Source organism: Flindersiella endophytica, from assembly GCF_054779015.1.
In genome coordinates, this window is the sequence record NZ_BAAGYY010000041.1 from 262252 (window position 1) to 282925 (window position 20674).

At 69.2% G+C, this 20674-nt stretch carries 16 protein-coding genes; 10 read left to right on the top strand and 6 right to left on the bottom strand.

Features of this window, described 5'->3' with window-relative positions; translation table 11 throughout:
- Positions 1-7: 7 nt before the first annotated feature.
- The 5 genes from ACYVF6_RS42105 to ACYVF6_RS42125 all read right to left on the bottom strand — a co-directional run bounded on the left by ACYVF6_RS42105 (position 8) and on the right by ACYVF6_RS42125 (position 7150).
- On the bottom strand, positions 8-1756 hold the full coding sequence (locus ACYVF6_RS42105; RefSeq protein ID WP_460531217.1) for a sialidase family protein: 1749 nt from the start codon (positions 1754-1756) through the stop codon (positions 8-10).
- A gap of 92 nt (positions 1757-1848) precedes the next feature.
- Entirely contained in the window at positions 1849-2049 is a 201-nt protein-coding gene (locus ACYVF6_RS42110; RefSeq protein WP_460531220.1) for a hypothetical protein, read from the bottom strand.
- 211 nt (positions 2050-2260) lie between these two features.
- Positions 2261-3679, bottom strand: coding sequence for a peptidase C69 family protein (locus ACYVF6_RS42115; protein ID WP_460531223.1), 1419 nt, complete (start codon positions 3677-3679; stop codon positions 2261-2263).
- A 33-nt stretch (positions 3680-3712) separates the two neighbouring features.
- Positions 3713-4234, bottom strand: a complete 522-nt coding sequence (locus ACYVF6_RS42120; protein ID WP_460531226.1) for a GNAT family N-acetyltransferase — start codon at positions 4232-4234, stop codon at positions 3713-3715.
- 33 nt (positions 4235-4267) lie between these two features.
- Complete coding sequence (locus tag ACYVF6_RS42125) at positions 4268-7150, bottom strand: alpha-glucuronidase family glycosyl hydrolase (RefSeq protein ID WP_460531230.1); 2883 nt, start codon at positions 7148-7150, stop codon at positions 4268-4270.
- Between the two features lie 182 nt (positions 7151-7332).
- Here ACYVF6_RS42125 and ACYVF6_RS42130 point away from each other — a divergent pair, with 182 nt between their 5' ends.
- The 4 genes from ACYVF6_RS42130 to ACYVF6_RS42145 all read left to right on the top strand — a co-directional run bounded on the left by ACYVF6_RS42130 (position 7333) and on the right by ACYVF6_RS42145 (position 11188).
- A complete protein-coding gene (locus tag ACYVF6_RS42130; RefSeq protein WP_460531233.1) occupies positions 7333-7620 on the top strand; it encodes a hypothetical protein in 288 nt (95 codons plus the stop codon).
- Positions 7621-7654: 34 nt separating this feature from the next.
- On the top strand, positions 7655-8683 hold the full coding sequence (locus ACYVF6_RS42135; protein ID WP_460531236.1) for a phosphotransferase: 1029 nt from the start codon (positions 7655-7657) through the stop codon (positions 8681-8683).
- Between the two features lie 67 nt (positions 8684-8750).
- Positions 8751-9824, top strand: a complete 1074-nt coding sequence (locus ACYVF6_RS42140) for a prenyltransferase/squalene oxidase repeat-containing protein (RefSeq protein ID WP_460531239.1) — start codon at positions 8751-8753, stop codon at positions 9822-9824.
- Between the two features lie 122 nt (positions 9825-9946).
- Positions 9947-11188: a metal-dependent hydrolase family protein gene (locus ACYVF6_RS42145; RefSeq protein ID WP_460531242.1), complete on the top strand. Its 1242-nt coding sequence runs from the start codon at positions 9947-9949 to the stop codon at positions 11186-11188.
- Here ACYVF6_RS42145 and ACYVF6_RS42150 read toward each other — a convergent pair.
- Positions 11169-11861: a sodium:calcium antiporter gene (locus tag ACYVF6_RS42150; RefSeq protein WP_460531245.1), complete on the bottom strand. Its 693-nt coding sequence runs from the start codon at positions 11859-11861 to the stop codon at positions 11169-11171. The genes ACYVF6_RS42145 and ACYVF6_RS42150 overlap by 20 nt on opposite strands.
- A gap of 193 nt (positions 11862-12054) precedes the next feature.
- Here ACYVF6_RS42150 and ACYVF6_RS42155 point away from each other — a divergent pair, with 193 nt between their 5' ends.
- From ACYVF6_RS42155 to ACYVF6_RS42180, 6 genes are all read left to right on the top strand, one after another.
- Positions 12055-13068 (top strand): LacI family DNA-binding transcriptional regulator, encoded by a 1014-nt coding sequence (locus tag ACYVF6_RS42155; protein WP_460531346.1) that lies wholly within the window; start codon positions 12055-12057, stop codon positions 13066-13068.
- Positions 13069-13177: 109 nt separating this feature from the next.
- Positions 13178-15472, top strand: a complete 2295-nt coding sequence (locus tag ACYVF6_RS42160) for an endo-1,4-beta-xylanase (RefSeq protein WP_460531249.1) — start codon at positions 13178-13180, stop codon at positions 15470-15472.
- A 15-nt stretch (positions 15473-15487) separates the two neighbouring features.
- Positions 15488-16948, top strand: coding sequence for an ABC transporter substrate-binding protein (locus ACYVF6_RS42165; RefSeq protein WP_460531252.1), 1461 nt, complete (start codon positions 15488-15490; stop codon positions 16946-16948).
- A 4-nt stretch (positions 16949-16952) separates the two neighbouring features.
- Entirely contained in the window at positions 16953-17852 is a 900-nt protein-coding gene (locus ACYVF6_RS42170; protein WP_460531255.1) for a carbohydrate ABC transporter permease, read from the top strand.
- Positions 17845-18687 (top strand): carbohydrate ABC transporter permease, encoded by an 843-nt coding sequence (locus ACYVF6_RS42175; RefSeq protein WP_460531259.1) that lies wholly within the window; start codon positions 17845-17847, stop codon positions 18685-18687. The genes ACYVF6_RS42170 and ACYVF6_RS42175 overlap by 8 nt, the downstream gene beginning before the upstream one ends.
- Positions 18684-20648, top strand: a complete 1965-nt coding sequence (locus tag ACYVF6_RS42180) for a glucosidase family protein (protein ID WP_460531262.1) — start codon at positions 18684-18686, stop codon at positions 20646-20648. Before ACYVF6_RS42175 ends, ACYVF6_RS42180 begins: the two co-directional genes overlap by 4 nt.
- Positions 20649-20674 lie beyond the last annotated feature (26 nt).

Genomic DNA, 20674 nt, shown 5'->3' on the forward strand with positions numbered 1-20674 from the left:
GGCCAGCTCAGCCGGCAACGACGCTGACGTTGCGGAACGCTGCCGTTCCGGCGTGGTGGCGCAGGCCGGCCAGACCGGCCGGGAACGAGTCGTACGGGTCGGTGACCGTCACCGTGGTCGGCGTTCCGCCTGCGGCGGGCTGCAACGTGGCGGTCAGCCGGGAGCCGTTCACCTGGAACGACAGGCGGTACCACGTGTCGCGCTGGACGCCGCCCGCCACAGGTGCGGACGCGAGCGGCACGTAGGCGTACTCCTGCCGCGCGATCACCAGCTGCTGCGAGCCGGCGTCGAAGAACGCGTGGTAGCCGTGGTGGGAGTCCGGGCCGTCGGCCGGATCGGTCACCCTCGCGAGCACGCCCGCGTCGCCGGTGGCAGAGGTGAGCTGGACGTCGGCGGTGACGGTGTAGTCGGTCCAGCCGGTCGAGCCCGTCAGCGCCTTCGGCCCGGCGCCGCCGTCACAGGTGTTGGAGTAGATGCCTGCCTGCACCGACCAGCAGCCGCCGTAGGTGTTCCAGCCCGCGTCGCCGTTGCCGGCGAAGGAGTCGTGATAGGGCAGCAGCCCGACCGACGCCGCGCCCGTCGCCTCGCCGCACGGGCCGGTCGCGCCTGTGCTCGTCGGCGCGGTCAGCCGGACGACGCCGGCCGGGCCTTCCGGCATCAGGTGCGGGCTGTAGTTCGCGTTGCAGGACGGCGACGCGTTCGACACCCGCCACGGCGCCGGCGCCCAGTCCCAGCCGCCCTTCTCACCTTGGGTGTTGAGGAAAACGGCGCGGTAGTCCTCACCGGTGGCCTGATCGCCGACGACCGAGAACACGTGCTGCGCGCCGAGTACGAGCTGGCCCGTGCCGGCGCCCGTCGGCACCCAGGTGATGTACGGGCTGTGCCCGAGGTAGCGCCCGTCGCTGGTCTCCGGGCGCGCTCCGAGATCGGCGGGGCCGGACCAGCGAGCGCCGTCGGTGGAGTACTTCAGGCGTACTTCGCAGTGCGGGCGTCCGCAGACCTCGTAGGCCAGCACGAACTTGCCGTTCGGACCCAGCCTCGTGACGGTCGGCATGCCCGGCCGGTCGGCGGCGACCGCGCTCGCGACGTCGCGGATCACCGGTCCCCAGCTGGCCCCGCCGTCGGTCGACACCGTGTGGACGATCATCTGGCTGTGCGCGGGCGCATCGCGTTCGTCGGAGAAGTACATCAGCAGCCGGCCGCGCGCGTCGAGGGTGAGGAACGGCTCCCAGATGCCGCGGCCGAACGTGCCTCCGAGCTGCGTCTCGCCGACGGGAGTCCAGGTCACGCCGTGGTCGGTGGATCGCCAGCCGAAGAACTGCGTGTACGAGCCGTCCGCGGGCACGAGGTTGCCCATGAGCAGCAGCGTTCCCGCGGGGTAGGCGCCGAGCGGTCTCGGGAACTCGAAGAGGTAGGGCTGCCACATCCGTGAGACCGGATGGCCGGCCCCGGTTTGCGGATCGCCCACGGTGGCGAGAGTCGACCAGGTGCCGCCGGCGTCGTCGCTCGCGCGGATCACGAACGCGGACGGGGTTCCGTCTTCGTACCAGTGCTCGAACGTCGACAGCAGCCTGCCGTTGCTCGCGCCCGCATGCTCGAGCCGGATCGTCCGCGCGTACGCGTTGGACTCGTTCGGCGTCGTGGGTGTGTAGAGGAAGCCGCCCGGTGAGTCCGCCGCGGCTGGAACGCCCAGCCCGGCAAACGAAATCCCGGCCAGCGCCAGCAGCCCGACGAGTAGCCCGCTCCGTGCCCGCATCGCCGTCGCCCTCCCGACCGTCCGACGTCTGGACGATCCTGAGCGTGGCACCGCGTCTTCAACGTTGCAAGGCCTGGGGCCACAACCGGCCGCTAGGTGGCGACAGTCACCCGCTCGACCTTCGAGATGTAGTACTCCTCGTCACCGTCCTCACCACGAATCTCCGGCGACTCGTCGAGCAGGGCGGCCTTGATCGCTTCGTAGAGCTCCTCGCCGGCGACGGGCGTAGGCCCTTGCGGGTCGACGTTCTCGACGACGACGTTGAGCGTGATGGTCACGGAATCCTTGGCCATGACAGTCCTCTCTCGCGGTGCCGGCGGAGTTGCCGGCGCGGGAGATCCTCGCAGGCAGCACCGACATAGCGGCGTCAGCGGAGAGCGGCGCCTCCACCGGCGCCCAGCCCGGGACGATCACGGCGCTGGCGGCCGAAAAGGCGCTGCCGGCTACACGCTGTTCCTCTTCTACCCCGAGGGCTGAAGCCCGCAGTAGAGCGAGCGTGAGGGCCTAGCCCGGGAACTCCCGCAGCAGCGCGTCCACAGCGCCGAGCGCCTCCCGGGCACAGTCATCGGTGAACGCGGCCAGCAGCTCGGCGCCGGCCTCCGCCCGGCCGTTGTGCAGCAGTTCCCACGCCTGCTTCTCCACGTCCGGCAGTTGCGCGAGCCAACGCGCCTCCAGCGGATCGAAGGCCTGGCGAACCATCGGCCGGCGTTGCTCGAAGTCCCACGCCAGGTCACTGCCCTTGACCCGCTCCAGCAACTGCGCGAACCGCCACCAGTACGAGTCGCGGCTGAACGTGTCGGCCGGTACGTCCTCCGGGCGACCGCGCCGGGCCGCGCTGCCCGCGCGGGTGAAGCTCTCGGGAACGCCCGCCGCGTGCACGAACACGGGTACGTAGATCCCGGTGCACGGCGTCAACGGCGTCCACCACATGTACGGCAGCCCTTGGTCCGGCGCCGGCAGCACGCACACCACCGAGCTCGCGGTGTTGCCCCAGGTGAATCCGGCTGGATGGGAGTGCATGCAGAGGCTCAGGAAGTCGGGCAGTGCGGCGCTGAAGTAGGGCCCGCCGAGGAACGTGTCCTCGTAGTGGTCGCGCAGCACCCGCTTGGCGTCCTCGACCCCGACGCCGCCGGCGGCTATGGCGTCACCGAGCAGCTGACGGGACCTCGCCAGCCGGATCTGCGAGACCTGCAAGGGAGTTCCGGGGTCGGCGTAGGCTCGCGCGAAGTCGAACGGCGCACGTTCCGGCGGCCACCAGCCACTGTCGACGGCGTGCCGTTCGAGGTCGGCGCTCGCGCGGTCCCACGCGGTGCGGATCGTGGGCAGGTTGGAGACCGACCAGCTGCTCTCCTCGACCCGCTTGGCCACCCAGCGCCGCCCGGACGTCTCAAGCACCCATGCCTCGTGCGGATCGGCGACGAGGAAGGAGTTGTCGTACGCCCCGTCGGCCGGCGAGCTGCCCGGCACTCCCGAACCCCATTGGCCGTACTCGGAGACGATGCCCGCCATCACCTGGACCGCCTGCTCGGCGGTCCGCCCGCGTTCCAGCCCGAGCCGGACCAGCTCCATTCCGAGCACGCCCGCGGTCACGTTCCCACCGCGTTTCACCGCCGCCACGCTGCCGGCGACGTCACGGGTGAACAGCGCCTCGTTGCCGATCGCGACACCGAACTCGTTGAGCCCGACCTCGTGACCCCAGCACCAGTACGGCGATCCGCCCAGGTGCGCGTGGGTCTCCCCGTCGTCCTGGATCTCCACGTAGGCGAGCCGCAGTCGCCTGGACGCCTGAGCCGGGCGCCGGGGCAGCAGGCGCAGTGGCTGGGAGTCGAAGATGGGCCGGTCGCTGTTCTTGCCGAGCAACGCCCGCCCACCGCGCGTGGCGGCGGCCGAGACGACGAAGGTGTCACAACTCCAGGCACGCATGATCTTCACTCCAAGCGACTGCTACTGCTACTGCTACTGCTCGAAGCTACGCTCCCACCGGACCTCGCCGTCGTGCAATCGGCCGGTGGACTCCAGACCCGCGGCAGCGGCGACGGCCGCCGACGCGTGGTGCCCGGGGTGGACGTGAGCGATGACCGTCCGCACCGGCTGCCTCCGCAGCCAGTCGACGAGTCCGCGGGCGGCCTCGGTCGCGATGCCGCGGCCCTGCCACGGCGTGCCCACCACCCAGGCGATCTCAGCGGTGAGTCCGTCAGCACCGGACGGGCTGACCGTCGCCTGGACCGTGCCCGTCAGGCAGTCCGCCTCGCGCAGCCGGATCACCCAGTTCAGCCAGGCCACGTCCGGGTCGGGGGAGCCGGCGGCGAGGCGTTCGTAGCGTTCGTGCAGGGCCTGTGGGGTCGCCGGCTCCCCGCCGATGAAGGCGTGCAGAGCCGGATCGGACAGGACGCCGGCCATCTCGCCGGCATGCTCGACGAGCAGTGGCTCCAGGTCCAGCCGCGCGGTTCCGATGGCCTCGGCCGTGATGGTGCCCACACCGCTCCTTCTCCTCCGACAAGCCCCGGCCGGTCAGAAGACGGTGAGCGCGACCAGGTGCCAGTGCTCGCCTTCCGGAGCGGACAACACGATATCGACGTCGCGGCCCGCCGTGCCGCCGTCCAGCGCGAACGTGAGCCAGGTGAACTCGTTGCCGAACAGGAACCTGCTCTCACCGACGAGCTCGCCGTCGACGTGAACGTATGTCGCGAACGAGCGGACGTCCTCGTCACCCACGAGGAGGTAGGTGTCGTGGACGCCCGGCGGAACAGCGACGCGGAGGGTACGGGTGGCGCTGTCGTTGACGAAGTCGCGCAGCAACGGGTCGGAGCCGTCGGCGCCGCGGTCGCGGGACTGCGGTGCGCCGGCCACCCAGCCGAAGCCGGCCGCCGGATCCCAGGCGTTGTCCGGGGTGAGCCGGGTGTAGCCGGGCTGCAGCGGGCTGGTCGCCGGCCCGGCGTCCAGGGCCAGCACGCAGCCCTGCCCGTCGGGAGCGGTCAGGATCTCGGCGGTCTCGACCAGTTGCTCCAGGTCGCCTGCCTCGACGCGCGCTCTGATCCGCCACTCGGCCGGCTGAGGGCCGGGCTGCACAGTCACGGTGACCTCGGTCAGCTCGCCGGCCGGCAGCGAGACGGGCGTCCTGCTCGCGTTCCAGCCGTCCGGAACCTCCAACGAGGCAACGGCGTTCACCGCGGCCCGCGACGCGTTGCCGACGGTCAGGCGCACCTCGTAGCTCGTTCCCTCGTGCATCGCTCGCGGCGGCTGGACGTACTGCGCCTGCACCCAGGACCGGCGCTCGTCGAGGATCCGGCTGTGTGCGTACCAGTACGACAGCAACGTGTCGCGCCACTGCCTGGCGTGTGCGACCTGCCGGTCGAGCCGGTCGAGGATCTCGCGGTAGCGGCGTGCGTCGACGTACGCCCGCTGTGCCTGCCACGACGCGCGCAGCCAGGCCGCACCTTGCAGGCCGTCGAAGTGCGAGTCGTAGATGTGCTGGATCACCGTCTTGCCCGAGTGCAGCCGGTGCGTGTACGGCACGTGGTGGAAGAACAACAGCAGCTCGTCGGGGCACGTCTCGAGCGACTCCAGCCGGTCGCGAACCGGCGGGTGGTAGAGGCCGGTCACGCCAGGGCCGGTCGCGATCGTACGGTCGAAGCCGAGGCCCTCCGCGTCGGACTGGTGCCACGGCTCGTTGCACGCCAGGCAGGGGTCGAAGTGGTCGCCTCCGCCCTGGACGAAGCCGGCCGCGAGTGGTGAGTTGTAGCTCTCGTAGATCGCGCGCGACCGCAGCAGCATCTGGGAGAGCAACTGGACCTGGCGCGGGTCCGGCCCGAACGTCATCCGGGCCCATTCCCCGGCGAGGTCGGCGGCCTTCAGCGCCGGGTTCCAGGCCAGCCGGCCGTACCCGTGCGTGTTCGCGGCGGCCAGGTGGTGGCCGGTCCAGCAGGTGCTGTCGCCGAAGTTCATGACGCCGGCGACACCGCTTCGGCTGTAGCCGTACGCCGATCCGCTCACGATGTCGGCGACGGTCGTTCCGGCGCCCGCCGCGTGGGTGTCGAAGTCGTAGACCTCCTTCCACAGCGGGACGAGGTAGCAGACGTGCGTCGACTGACCGGTGTACTCCTGCGTGACCTGCAGCTCCATCATCGAGTTCGTGTTGGGCAGCGCGCCGAACAGCGGGTGCACCGGCTCGCGGACCTGGAAGTCGATCGGGCCGTTCTTGATCTGCAGGATCACGTTGTCGGCGAACTGGCCGTCGAGCGGCTGGAACGTCTCGTACGACTCCTGCGCCCAGGTCGACGGCCCGTGCCAGACGAACGCGCGCCAGACGACGATGCCGCCGTACGGCTGGAGGGCGTTCGCGAGCAGGTTGGCACCGTCGGCATGGGTGCGGCCGTAGTCGACCGGGCCGGGCTGGCCCTCGGAGTTCGCCTTGACCAGGAAGCCGCCGAAGCCGGGGATGCGGTCGTAGATCTCGGCAGCCTTGGCGCGCCACCACGCGATGACGGCCTCGTCCAGCGGGTCGGCGGTCGGGAGGCCACCCAGCTGGATGGGGCCGGCGAAGTTGGCGGAGAGATAGAACGTCAGGCCCCACTTGCGGAAGACGTCCGCCAGCGGCGCGAGGCGTTCAAGCCAGTCGCTGTCGAGGAACTTCGCGTTGGCGTTGACGTTGTTGACGACCGCGCCGTTCATGCCGATGGAGGCCAGCGCACGGGCGTAGTCGGCGTAGTGCGGCTTGATCTCCGGCAGGTCGTGCCAGTCGAAGATGGAGGTGCCGGCATAGCCGCGCTCGACGCTGCCGTCGAGGTTGTCCCAGTGGTTGGCGAGTCGCAGCGGGTTGGCCGGTCGTTCGCGGACGTCGAGCCGTTCGATGTCCTGATGGGTCTGCAGGCGGCGGAGCAGGTCGAACGTGCCGTACAGCGCGCCTCGGACGGTCTTGGCCGCGACGAGGATTGCGTCGAATCCCTGTACGCGTTGGCGTTTGATCCGGTAGCCCTCCGGGCCGAGGCGTTCCAGCTCGGCCTGGTCGATCGTCTTCGCGATGATCGGAGAGGTTTCCGGCGTTCCGACGATCACGGCGCCGTCGCGGCTCGGCGTGGGCTCGGCCGGGATGGTACGGCCGGTGAGCGCGGCCAGTCCTCGTTGTAGCTCGCCGGCGGCCGAACGCAGCACGTCGTCGTCTCCTGGTGCGACGACATGGGTGAGGGCGCGGCGGTACGCGCTCAGCCGGACGGAGTTGTCGACCAGGCGGTAACGCAGCCAGAGCTCGTGGCCGTCCTCGTCGGCGGCGGCCAGCGCTTGTGCTTGCGTTTCGAACGCTTCGGCCCACGCGATGGGCGAGGGGAGCAGGAGCCCTCCGGCCGCGATCGCTCCGCCACCGGCCAACAGCCGGCGCCGGCTGAACTCGATGCCCATCGTGCCCTCCAGGAACTTGCTTTCGTTTCGCTGCGGCCGACTGGCCGGAAATCGATTGCCAGACTTGTTGGGAAACGTTGAACGCGTCAACCCCGGGTCCGCGATCGGCCTTCTGCGATTGGGAAAACGCGGCCTGGATGTCGCGTTTTTCGTCGTTGGGTCGCATCCTTCCAAGAAATGCCGTGCCGGGCGGGCCTCGGATAATTGGCTTCGACGCCGACGGCGCCCGCCGCTCCCTGCGTTCGTACCGCGCCGCCGGCGGCCCTGGTGTCATCGGCGAGGCGGAGGCCTACGGCGGCCTGCCCGACGCGCTCGCCTACCTCGCCGGCCAGGCCTACTCCAGCCTCGACGAGGCTCTGCCGCCCGAGCTCCGCGCCCACTCGACCCGCGAGACCGTGCTCCTGCTGAGCGACCCGCCGTCGCCGGATCTGTTCGAGCAGATCCTGGCCCTGGCGGCGAAAACCAGCTGAGACGCCCTGACTCTGGCGGTTAGCCTTGCGCTCGATGAAGGACGAACCGGTTGGGTTGACAGCAGGCCTGGTGGGCGAGTGGCTGCGGAAGCGATGGGGGATTCGCCCGGCGGAGTTGAGCTATGCACCGGTCGGGTACGCCAGTTACCACTGGATCGCGGCGGACGAGGGAGGGCCGCGCTGGTTCGTGACCGCGGACGACCTGACGCGAGACGTGGATCATCTGCCGGACACGGTGGAGGAGCGCTTCGCCACGCTCTCGGCGGCCGCGGACACAGTGCGGCAGCTCGCCGATGAGGGGCACGAGTACGTCCTCGCCCCGATCGCCGGCAGTGACGGGACGGTCGTCCAGCGGATGTCGCCCGGCTGGGCGCTGCAGGTCACTCCGTACGTACACGGCTGGAGCACCGATCAAGGCGCCTGGGACGATCCGGCCGAGCAGGCGGAGGTCGCGCGGTTGGTCGGCCGGCTGCACGCGGCCACGCCGCCGAGCTCGGTGCCGCGGTGGGACTTCGCCGTTCCCGGCCGTGAGGTGCTGGAGGCGTCGCTGGACGACCTCGGCCGGCCCTGGGAAGGCGGGCCGTACGCCGAGGCAGCCCGCGCCTTCCTCATCGAGTCGCTCGAGTCGATCCGTGGGCTCCTGCGCCGCTACGACGACCTGACGCTCCAGCTCGAGGCCGACCCCGATCCCTGGGTCGTGACCCACGGCGAACCCGACAGCGACAACGTGGTCAGGGGCGACGACGGCCGGACGTACCTGATCGACTGGGGTTCGGTGAAGCTAGCCCCACGCGAGCGCGACCTGGTGGAGATTCTGAACGGCGTGGCCGACGTGCAGCCGGACTACCTGACGGGCGCCGGGCGGCACGCCACGCCGGCGCGGGCGGCGGGGCTCGAGCTGTTCGGCATCGGCTGGAGCCTGACCGAGATCCGGCGGAAGGCTCAGCTGTTCCGCGGGCCCGTCGGCGATCACGTCCCGACGGTCTCCGACCTGGAGCGCCTTCGGGAGCAGGCCACCAACCCCGGTGGCTGGTTCCGGCCGGCGTCCACGCGGATGTCCTAGTTCGCCTGGCATAGAGGACACAGGATGTCCCGTACGTACGGCATCGTAGGTCGCGGAGAGGAGCCGGATGGTGGACGACCCCGCGGTCGAGTGGTTGCTGACCTCCGACGAGCCCGCCGTACGCTACGTCACGCGCCGCGACCTGCTGGCGGAGTGTGCCGAAGCGGACGCCGGCCGGATCCTCGACGGCCCGAAAGTGTCCGCGTTGCTCGCCGGCCAGCGGCCGGACGGTGGCTACGGAACGTTCGTCACGCAGGTTGGGCGGTACCGGGGCGCGAGCCGCAGCCCGGACAACCTGATCAGGGTCGAAACGGTCCCGGGCAATCCGGACCGTGGGTGGACCGCTCCGATGTGGCGGCTGATCGCGCTGACCGAGCTCGCCGTCCCAGCTGACGACCCGCGAGTGCGGGCCGCCGCCAACTACGTCCTCGAGCTGGTCCTCCGCGATCGGCGGCACCATGGCCGGCCGCTGGTGAAGAACGGACTGGTGCGTGCCTGCGCCGGTGGTGAAGGTGCGGCGCTGCGCATCGCCTGCCGGCTCGGCATGGCCGAGGATCCGCGCGCCCGGCGGCTCGCCGAGGCGCTGCTCGAATGGCAGTGGCCGGACGGCGGCTGGAACTGCCACCGCAACGCCTCCGGCCGGCGCTCGACGTTCAACCATTCGCTCAATGCCGCCTGGGGACTCCACGAGTACGCCCAGGCAACCGGAGACACCCGAGCCGCCGACGCCGCCGACCGGACGGCCGAGCTGTTTCTCGAACATCGCCTGCTCTTCAGCCTGGGCACGGGCATCCCGAGCCGGTTCCGGCCCAACCCGCCGCCCAAGGGCCGGCTGATCAACAAGCGCTGGGCCCAGCTGGGCTACCCGGCCTACTGGCACTACGACATCCTGGCCGTCCTCACGTTCCTCACCCGCTTCGGCCGAATCGACGACCCGCGCGCGAGCGACGGCCTCGACCTGCTGGAGAGCAAGCGCCGCAAGGACGGCCTGTGGGCCGCCGACCGCCAGTGGTGGGCGCCGACCAAGGATCGCTGCAGCGACGTGGTCGAGTGGGGACGCGCCCACCAGCCGAGCGAGCTGATCACGCTGAACGCGCTCCGCATCCTCCGCGCCGCCGGTCGGCTGCCGGCGACGACGTGACGACCTGCCTCTAGCGCGCTGCTGTTTCCATACTGGCCGGTAAGGGGTACGCAGGGGGGAGGCCGAGGAAAGGGTGTGCGGTGGAGTCGAACGAGGCTGCCACTGTCCTTCGGGATGTGCGCGTGTTCAACAGCCGGACCGCCACGATCGGCGGGGCGGAGCAGGTGCTGGTGCGCAACGGACGGATCGAGTCGGTCGGCCCGCTGCGGGACACGACCGATGATGCCGCGACGGTCATCGACGCGCGCGGGCAGACGCTCATGCCCGGCTTGATCGACGCGCACTGGCACTCGATCTTCGCCGCCACCCCGTTGCAGACCGCGACCTATGCCGACGTCGGTTTCCTGCACATCCTCGCCGCCAAGACCGCGCACGACACGCTGCTTCGCGGGTTCACGTCCGTACGCGACGCCGGCGGACCCGCGTTCGGACTGAAGCAGGCCATCGACGCAGGCCTGACCATCGGCCCCCGGATCTACCCGTCCGGCGCGATGATCTCCCAGACCGGCGGGCACGGCGACTTCCGTACGCTGCACGACCTGCCGCGAGGACGCCTCGGCCACCTGTCGCACGTCGAGCTCGTCGGCGCGGTCTGCATCGCCGACGGTTTCGAGGCAGTGCTGCAAGGAGCCAGAGAACAGCTGATGCGCGGCGCCAGCCAGCTGAAGCTGATGGCCGGCGGCGGCGTCGCCTCGTCCTACGATCCGCTCGACGTCACCCAGTACACCGAGGCGGAGCTGCACGCCGCCGTCGAGGCGGCCGAGAACTGGGGCACCTACGTCATGGTGCACGCCTACACGCCGCGTGCCGTGCGGCAGGCGATCCGCGCCGGCGTCAAGTGCATCGAGCACGGCCAGCTGCTCGACGACAATACCGCCGCGCTGATGGCCGAGAACGATGTCTGGTGGTCGCTCCAGCCGTTCCTGGACGACGAGGACGCCGTGCCCGTACCACCCGGGAGCGAAGCGAAGTTCGCGCAGATGGTCGCCGGCACCGACAACGCGTACACGCTGGCCAAGAAGCACGGCGTACGACTCGCGTGGGGGACCGACACGCTGTTCGATCCGGTGCTCGCCGCCAAGCAGGGCAAGCAGCTGGCGAAGCTGACCCGCTGGTTCACACCCGCCGAGATCCTGGTGATGGCCACCGCCACCAACGCCGAGCTGCTGGCCCTGTCCGGCCCGCGCAATCCCTACCCGGGAACGCTCGGCGTCGTCGAGGAGGGCGCGCTGGCCGACCTCGTCCTCGTCGACGGCGACCCGCTCGACGACATCACGTTGCTTGCACGGCCCGGTACCGCGTTCACCGTCATCATGAAGAACGGTGAGGTCGTCAAGAACACGCTCACACCCGCGCAACGATGAGCCAGCCGAGGTACGCCACGTACGTCGCCACGAACAGGCCGCCCTCGATCCGGCTCAGCCGGCAGCCCACGACGACCACGCCGAGCCCGGCCACCAGCGACACCATCCGGACGGCCACCCGGCGTTCGTCGCGTCGCACCGACGCCGACACGGACGCCACCGACGACGGCGGAACGCCGCGACCCGCCGGCGGCTCCACCTCGTGTGGCCCGCGTACGGTCATGACGATCAGCGCGCCGAGGTAGAAGCCGCCGTACCCACACAGCCGGAGCCCGTCGGACGTCGACAGCGCGCCATCCGCGCCGAGCATCAGCAACAGCACGGCCGCACCCGTCATGACCGGAAGGTCGAAGCGCAACGACCGCCGTTCGAAGCCGACCGGCCTGAGCAGGGCGCTGAGACCGAGAATGAGCAGCACGTTGACGAGGTTCGTGCCGACGATGTTCCCGACCGCCAGGCCTGCGTTGCCCTGCTGCGCCGCGTTGATGCCGATCGCGAGCTCGGGAAGGCTGGTGCCGAGCGCCACGACCGTCATCCCGACCACGATCGGATGCACACCGAACCGGGCCGCGAGCGCCGATCCTTCTCGCACGACGAGCTCGGCGCCCGCCACCAGGGCCACCAGGCCGGCGATCAGGAGCAGGGCCGCGGTCACGCCTGTGCCAATGCCCATCCCTACGCCTGGAGAACCAGCTGACCGGCTCCGGACATCGCCGCCGGGCCGTTGACCCGGAATCCGGTGGGTGCTACTTTCGCAGGAAACCACCGTTGGACCGGTCCAACAGCGTACGAGGATTGGACCGGTCCAACACCCAAAAACCAAAAGCAAACCGAGTCGGCACAAGGGACGTGAGCCCGTGGCACGAATGACGATCCGCGAGATCGCCCGCGTGGCGGGCGTCTCGAAGTCGACCGTGTCGCTGGTGCTCAACAACAGCCCGAAGGTCGACCCCGCCACCCGCGACCACGTGCTGGCGGTGATGCGCGAGCACAACTACGTGCCGAACTTCCAGGCGACGTCGCTGGCGAAGGGCAGCAGCCCGTTCATCGGCATCCTCGTGCCGGGACTGTCGTGGGGCATGGTCGCCGCGATCAACTTCGGGGTCGCCTCGGTGCTGGAGCCGACGCCGTACGAGATTATCCTCTACACCAGTACGAACGAGCGCGACTACAGCAACGTTGTCGACCGGATCCTCGCGACCCGGCTGTCGGCTGGGCTGCTCGTTGTCACGCACTACCAGCCGCTGGAACCCATTGTGGAGTTGCGAAATCACGGACTTCCGGTGGTCGTGGTCAACACGCTCAGCACTCCGGTCGACCTGCCGTGCGTCGAGGCCGACAACTACACCGGAGGGTGCCTGGCGGCGCGCCACCTGCTGGAGCTCGGCCACACCAGGATCGCCACGATCCAGGGGCCGATGACCTATCGATGCTGCCGCGAACGCCATCAGGGCTTCCGCGACACGCTGACCGAGGCAGGCGTCAAACCCAACAACAGGCTCGTGAAACAAGGCGGTTTCGATCCCGATACGACGAGGGACCAGGCGAAGGAGCTGCTGAGCCTGTCGAAACCGCCAACTGCCATCTTCACCCACAACGACAACATGGCCTACGCCGTGATGCAGGCGGCCGCCGACTGCGGGCTGCGGATCCCCGAGGATCTCTCGCTGGTCGGCTTCGACGACAACCCGTCGTCCACCGATGTCCGGCCGGCGCTGACGACCGTCAAGCAGCCGTTCCGGGAAATGGGCCGGCATGCGGCCGAGCTGCTGCTGGCCGAGGTCGAGGCCGGCGGCGAGCCGAACAAGCAGGCCGACAACATCGTCAGGATGCCGACCGAGCTGGTCGTACGCGCGAGCACAGCGCGGCTGTCGACCTAGCCGGCCCCGGCATCCACCCAGCAAAAGGGTGAGCGCGAGTACAACCGCGTTCGCCGTAGCGCGTCATGTCCGTACCTGTTCCGGCACCAGCTCGAAGGGGAGCAAGCGCATGATGACGAAGAGAGCCCGGCTGTCACTGGCCGCCCTCCTGATCGCGGCGCCGATCGTCGCAGCGGCCCTGCAGGTTCCCGCCCAGCCGGCCAGGGCGGCGGCACCGTTCGACGTTCTGCCCGCCGATCCGCTGGCCGCGTTCACCAACCTGAAGGGCAACCCGGCGCCGCAGACCCAAGTGGTGGACATCAGCGGAAACCCCAACTTCAGCAAGGCTCTGCAGATCACGACAACGGCGAGCCCGCAGAGCCAGGGACTCGACGGCGAGTACGAGTTCACTGCCGGCGTGCTGAGCTCGCAGCCCGTCAGCCAGGGCGATGCGATGCTCGCGACGTTCTGGGCCCGCTCGACGACGCCGATCGCCGGCGGCACCTTCGGGCTGGCGCAGTTCGTCTACCAGCAGAGCAGCGGCAGCTTCCACACCTCGGGCCGGGCGGCGCTGAAGTTCACCTCGGAGTGGCAGAAGTTCGAGTACCCCTTCCACATGGACGAGTCGGACGCCGCCGGCGCCACGCACTTCAACCTCTGGCTGGGTTACGGCCCGCAGTCGTTCCAGATCGCCGGCCTGTCCGTCAAGGACTACGGCCAGCCCGACCCCACCGGCTTTCCGAAGGTCACCTACCAGGGCCGGGAGTCCGGCGCCGCCTGGCGTACGCAGGCACAGGCCAGGATCGAGCAGTACCGCAAGGGAAACCTGACCGTGAACGTCGTCGACGCGGCCGGCAACCCCGTTCCGAACGCGGCCGTGCGGGTCGACCTGCAGAAGCACGCGTTCAAGTTCGGTACGGCCGCCGACGGCGCACACGTCGTCTCGGGCGCGTCCTACAACCCGAAGTACCGCCAGGTCGTGACCGACGACTTCAACCAGGTGTCGCTGGCCAACGACTTCCTCTGGCACCACTGGGAGAACCTCACCGAACGCAACAACGTCGCGCTGCCGGCCCTGAAGTGGGCCCAGGAACAGGGCCTGTTCGTCCGCGAAGGCCACCTGGTCTGGCCGTCGTGGGGCTACCTCCCCGCCGACGTCTACACCCTGCGAAACGACCCGACCGCGCTGCGCCAGCGCGTCGACAACCACATCGTCGACGAGACCAGCAACCTGCGCGGTGAGATCCCGACCTGGAACGTGCTGAACGAGCCGTACTCCGAGCACAACCTGCAGGACATCCTCGGGCAGAACGAGATGGCGCGGTGGTTCCAGCTGGCCAGGCAGGGCGACCCGAAGGCCCGCCTGGTGCTGAACGACTACGACATCCTCGAGGGCAACGGCTGGAACGTCCGCCACCAGAACTACACCTACAACGCCATCAAGCTGGTGAAGGACTCCGGCGCTCCGATCGACGGCATCGGGATCCAGGGCCACTTCCGCGGCACGCAGCCGACGGCACCGGAGAACCTGCTGCCGATCCTCGACCGGTTCGCCTCGTTCGGGCTGCCGATCGAGATCACGGAGTTCGACCTCGACACCGCCGACGAGCAGCTGCAGGCCGACTACACCCGCGACTTCATGACGATGGCGTTCAGCTATCCGAAGGTCACCGGCATCAGCAACTGGGGCCTGTGGGAGTCGAACATCTGGTGCCCGGACTGCGCGCTCTACCGCGCCGACTGGTCGCTCAAGCCGAACGGACAGGTGCTGAAGGACCTGGTGCACAACCAGTGGTGGACGAACGCCTCCGGCAGCACGAACGCCGCCGGAAGCTATGCCACCAAGGGCTTCCTCGGGGACTACCTCGTGACGGTCACCGCCAACGGTGCGACCGAGAAGGTGCACGTCTCGATGCCCAGCAACGTCGGCAAGGCGATCACGATCCGGGCCGACGGCACCTCGTCCGACGACGCCAACCTGCTGAAGAACGCCGACGCCGAGCTCGGATCGGCCGGCTGGTACGGGTTCAGCCCGAGTACGGCCAAGGCCACCACCGACCAGCAGCACCTCGGGAACGTCTCGATCCGCTCGTCCGGCCGGACAGCCGAGTGGCAGGGACCGGCGGAGGGCGTGCAGGTCGTGAACGGCCAGACCTACGTCTCGAACGGCTGGGTCAAGCTCGCCGGCGGCTCGGACACCACGGCCCAGGCCAAGCTCAAGCTGACGTTCACCGACGGCACTTCGCAGACCATCGCGCTGGCCTCCGCGACCGCGACCGCGAGCGGCTGGACGCAGCTGCGCGGCGGCATCGTGCCGGTCAGCTGGAGCGGCAAGACCCTCGACCACGCCGAGTGGTGGCTGAGTACGACGTCCGGCACCGCGGACCTCTTCGTCGATGACGTCGCGTTTCGTAACGCGGCATAAACAAGGAGAACGGCAATGAGCACAGCGAAGGTGAGCCGCCGAACGTTACTGGGTGCGGCGCTCACAGGAGCGGCCGCTACTTTCGGCACGGCGGCCTGCGGACGGGGTACGTCTGGCAGTTCGTCGTCGACGGAGAGCCTGCGGTACTGGGACTACTACGTCAGCCAGGCCGGCTGGGTGGACAACGAGATCAAGCTGTTCCAGCAGGCACACAAGGATGTCCGGATCGAGAAGACCACCCAGGTCACCGACAAGTACGCCGATCTGGTGTCGCTGTCGTTCCGCGGCGGCGATGCGCCCGAGGTGTTCCTGCTCCCCGGCAACCCGCCGTTGCCCGACCAGGTGGCCAAGGGCTGGCTGCTTCCACTGGACAAGTGGGCGACGCCCGCATGGCAGAAGAAGTTCCCGGCCGAGAGCTTCTACGAGGGCGGGAACGTCTTCGGTGGCAAGGTCTACAGCGCGCCGTTCGGCGGGCACGCACCCTGGCTGCAGCTCTACATCCATCACGGCGTGTTCCGCGACGCCGGCCTGGTCGGCGCCGACGGCAAGCCACAGTTGCCGAAGACCTGGGACGATGTGACCCGGGCGGCCGACACCATCACCAAGAAGAGCGGCGGTAAGACCTACGGGCTCGGCTTCGGCAACGCGCAGAACGGCCCGCTGAGCTGGTGGCTCGAGCTGTTCGTCCGCGGCGCCGGAGCTCCGGGAGGGTCGGGTGGCCAGGACCTCCGCACCGGCAAGTGGACGTACGCGACCGACCGTGCGTACACCGACTTCCTGACGCTGCTGCTGGACTGGAAGCAGCGTGGCCTGATGTATCCGAACTCGATGAGCATCTCCGACGAGCAGGCCCGGGCATTCTTCGAGCGCGGCAAGTTCGGCATGACGGTCGGCGGTGTCTGGAACCAGCCGGAGTGGAGCGACCACAAGTTCACCGACTACAGCCTGGTGACACTTCCGTCGCCGACCGAGACACCGAAGGCGTACTTCTACGCCAGCCCCGGCGGAACGCTGATGGGGATCTCCGCGAAGGCCAAACATCCCGAGGAGGCGTGGGCCTGGTTCGACTGGATCTACAGCCCGGCGGCCGGCAAACGCTGGGTCGAGATGGGACAGGGGCTCTCGGTGTTCGAGCAGAGCAACGATCCGAAGGCGGTGAAGTTCGCGCCGTTCGCGCAGTACGTCGAGACCAGGAACCTCGCGCTGATCGGGCCGACTCCGACGATCCGCAACCCGGAGCTGTCCAAGGTCGTGCTGGCGCCGGTGAAGCCGGACATCAACGACGTCCTGGCTGGGCTCTACACCGGGCAGCTCAAAGACATGGGCGCGGCACTCTCGGAGCTCGCCGACCGGCAGTACCAAGCGCTCTCCGACGGGGTGAAGAAGGCCAAGGAAGCAGGGGCAAAGGTGAGCCTCGACGACTACGTGTTCGCCGACTGGGATCCGACCCAGGCGTACACGACGAAGCGAGCCTGACTCGATGTCCGTGGTGCCGATGGGTTTGTGGCGCCGGGTGGCCGCCGACCGCTGGTCGTACGTCTATCTGGCGCCCATGCTCCTTGTCCTGCTGGTGTTCGTGGTCTATCCGATCTTCGCGTCGCTGGGCTACACCTTCTACCAGTGGGACGGGATCGGCGAGCCATCGCGATACGTCGGGCTGCAGAACTTCGCGAAGGTGCTGCACGACCCGATCTTCTGGAAGGCGCTGCGGAACACCTTCGTCTACGCGGCCGTCGTGGTGCCGGTGCAACTCGTCGGCGCGCTGGCGTTGGCGCTGGTGCTGAACAGCTCCAGGCTGCGCTGGTCGACGTTCTATCGCACGCTGTTCTTCCTGCCGGTGGTCACATCTGCGGCGGTGGTCGCGGTCGTCGTCCAGCTCATCCTGACCAACGTCGGCGACGACACGAACTGGCTCGGCGACCCGCGCCTGGCGATGGGCGTCATCATCGCGATCGGCATCTGGCACACGTTCGGCTACAACCTGGTCTACTTCCTGGCGGGGCTGCAGACGATCCCGGACGAGCTGTACGAGGCGGCGAAGCTGGACGGTGCCGGGCGGCTGGCGTCGTTCGTGTACGTGACGATTCCGATGCTCCGGTCGGTCGGCGTGGTCATCACGATCCTGGCCGTGCTCGGCTCGTTCCAGATCTTCGACCTGGTGCAGGTGCTGACGAACGGTGGGCCGTTCTTCGCGACCGAGGTGGTCAACACCTACATCTACCACCTGGCCTTCGGCGGCTACTCCACGACGGCCGTGCAACCTGACGTGGGGCTGGCGTCGGCGGCGTCGTTCTTCTACGGCCTGCTGCTGATCGGTTTCTCGGTCGTGCAGGTGCTGGTGTTCCGGGCGATCGGCAGGAGGAGGGCGGCCAGTGCGTAGGGGACCAGGTGGCAGAACAGCCGGCCGGGCGTTCGGCCACACGTTGCTGTTGATCGGCGGACTGGCCTGGCTCTATCCGTTCCTGTGGACGCTCGGCAGCTCGTTGAAGAGCACGGACGGGTTCTTCAACCAAGGACTCAACCCGATACCGAGCGAGTTCGTGTGGTCGAACTATCCGGCGGCGTGGGAGGAGGCGTCGTTCGGCCGGTTCTTCCTGAACACCGTGGTGATCGCGGTCGGGACCGTCGTGCTCACGCTGTTCCTCACCTCGACGGCGGGTTACGTGCTGGCCAGGACACGGTTCGTCGGCCGGCGCGGCTGCCTGCTGCTGGTGTCGGTCACGCTGTTCCTGCCGCACGGCTACACGATCATTCCGGTGTTCGACGTCATCCGTGGCCTCGGCCTGCTGAACACCTTGTGGGCGGTCGTGATCGTGCAGTCGGCCGGCGGTGTGGTGTTCGCGACGTTCCTGTTCATGGGCTACTTCATGACGATCGACCGGGAGCTGGAGGACGCCGCGCGGGTCGACGGCGCGAACTTCCACCAGGTGTTCTGGCGGGTGATGCTCCCGCTGGCGGGTCCGATGCTGGCCACCGTGGCGTTGTTCACGTTCATCAGCGCCTGGAACAGCTTCTTCATCCCGCTGGTCTTCACGTTGTCGCGGCCCGAGCTGCATACTCTGGCCGTCGGGATGTACGCGTTCGTCGGCCAGAACTCGACACAGTGGACGTATCTCTGCGCCGGTTCGGTGCTCACGCTCGCGCCGATCATCCTGGTTTTCGTACTCTTGCAACGATATTTCGTGAACGGCATAGCTGGAGCTGTCAAGGCATGACTGGCAACACCTACCAAGTGGACGACTTCGCGTTCGACCTGCGCCGGCTCGTGCCGTACGCCGAGCCGTGGGTGGGAAGCGGGCGGACGACCGTCCTGCCACGGCTCGACTCGGTGTGCGGCGTGGGCGGGTTCTACGGACCGCCTTGTGCGGCGGGGGAGTCGTCGCTCGACGTGGAGTTCTCGGCCGACGGCGTGGTCGTCGTCGACCGGCTCCGGCCGCGAGGAGGTGCGCGAGGCCTGCTGTTCGCGGGCGGCACGTGGTATCCCGACCGGGTGGTGCGGCACGGTACGTACCACCGGTACGACGACGGCCGGCTCAGCTCGTTCTCTGTGGAGAGCACGACGACGCCGCTGTGGTCGCGGGCCGGCTACTGCCTGCGGATCGCTGTGCACAACCGGGGCGACCGGACGCTCGACCTCGCGATCCGGCCGCGGCTCGAGGGGGAGGCCCGGCTGGTGCCGCTGGGGGAGTGGGGGTGGGTGCCGCCGGGTGGCGCGGATGCCGGCGAGGGAGCGTCCATGTCGCTTGTCAGCGGAGCGTTGACGAGCCGGATTCCAGCGGGCGGCGGTCACACGTTCACGCTCGGCGTGGTCGTGGGCGCCGATCCGCCGGACGTGGCCGCGCTGGCGGCGTTGGCCGAGGAGGCCCGGGACGCCTGGCGGACGCGTGCCGCGCGTTCACTGGAACGGATTCCGGTGCTCGCGAGCGACATCGACGGGCTGGAGGAGTTCTATCGCGGCTCGCTGGCCAGCGGCCTGGTCTGCCTGTGGGACAACCCCGCGTTCGCGGTCACGCCATGGGTGGCGACCTCAGGACTGGACGGCGGGGCGCTGTGCGCGTACGCCTGGGACACCGGAGGCTATGCGCCGCACGTGCTGACGATGCTGCTCGGTGCAGACACTCGTCGTGTCGCCGCGGCGTTGCTGGCAACGGACCTGACCAAGCACTACGCCGTGGCACCGGACGGATCGGGTGTCGGCGTGGGCTATGCCTACAGCGCCTGGTCGATCACCGCGCTGGCCGAGGCGATCGCCTGCCACGAAGGCATCTCGGCCGACCTGGTGACGCAGCTGGCCGAGATCTGGCCGCTGGACGACGGACTGCTGGACCTCGGTAGCCAGGAGAACCTGCTCGAGATGCGGGCAACCGGCTGGGAGCATGTCGTCGCCAGCCCGAACGCCGAACGGGCGTGGAGCTTCGACACCATCGCCCGGCTGGCCGGCCTGACCGGTGCCTCGGTCGGCGCGGACGGCCTGCGTACGAAGGCCGCCCGGATCCGCGAGCTGATCCGGACCGAGTTGTGGAGCGAGGATGATGGCTGGTTCCGCGCGGTTCACCCCGGTGGGCATGCGGAGATCGTCCACTCGATCCAGGCGTACGACGCGCTGCGCGCCGGCGCGTGCACGCCGGAGATGGCCGAGGCGATGTTCGCCAGGCTCGGCGACTTCCTCGGCGACTACGGCGTCAGCAGCGTCGGCACGTCCGACCGACTGCACTACGAGCTCGGCGACCCGGACTGGTCGGGCGGCGGCGCCTATATCGGCGAAGGGCCTCAGCTCGCTCTCACGTTGTGGGAGCAGCGCCGGCCGGAGCTGGCCTGGTCCGTACTCCGGCGGCACCTGTGGCTCGGTAAGCAGCTGCCGTACTTCCCGCAGGAGCAGTACTGCGACCGCCCGGTCGCGCCGCCGGCGCACAAGCGGCGCAACGTCGTGGCGGGCCTGGCCGGAGCCGAGGCGATCCTGTGCGGACTGGCCGGGCTGACGCCGGAGCCGGACGGTGGCCTCGTCGTCGATCCACAGCCACCGGGCGAGGGCGAGATCGCCCTTACGGGCCTGGGCTTTCGTGGGCACCAGCTCGACCTCGAGCTGAGCGCCTCGGCTGCCCGGATCACGCTGGACGGCGCCGAAGTGTATGCCGGCCCGCCGCGCGCGGTCCGCGTACTGCCGGGAGAGGCATAGGTCACATCGAGGGGTGTCACAACTGT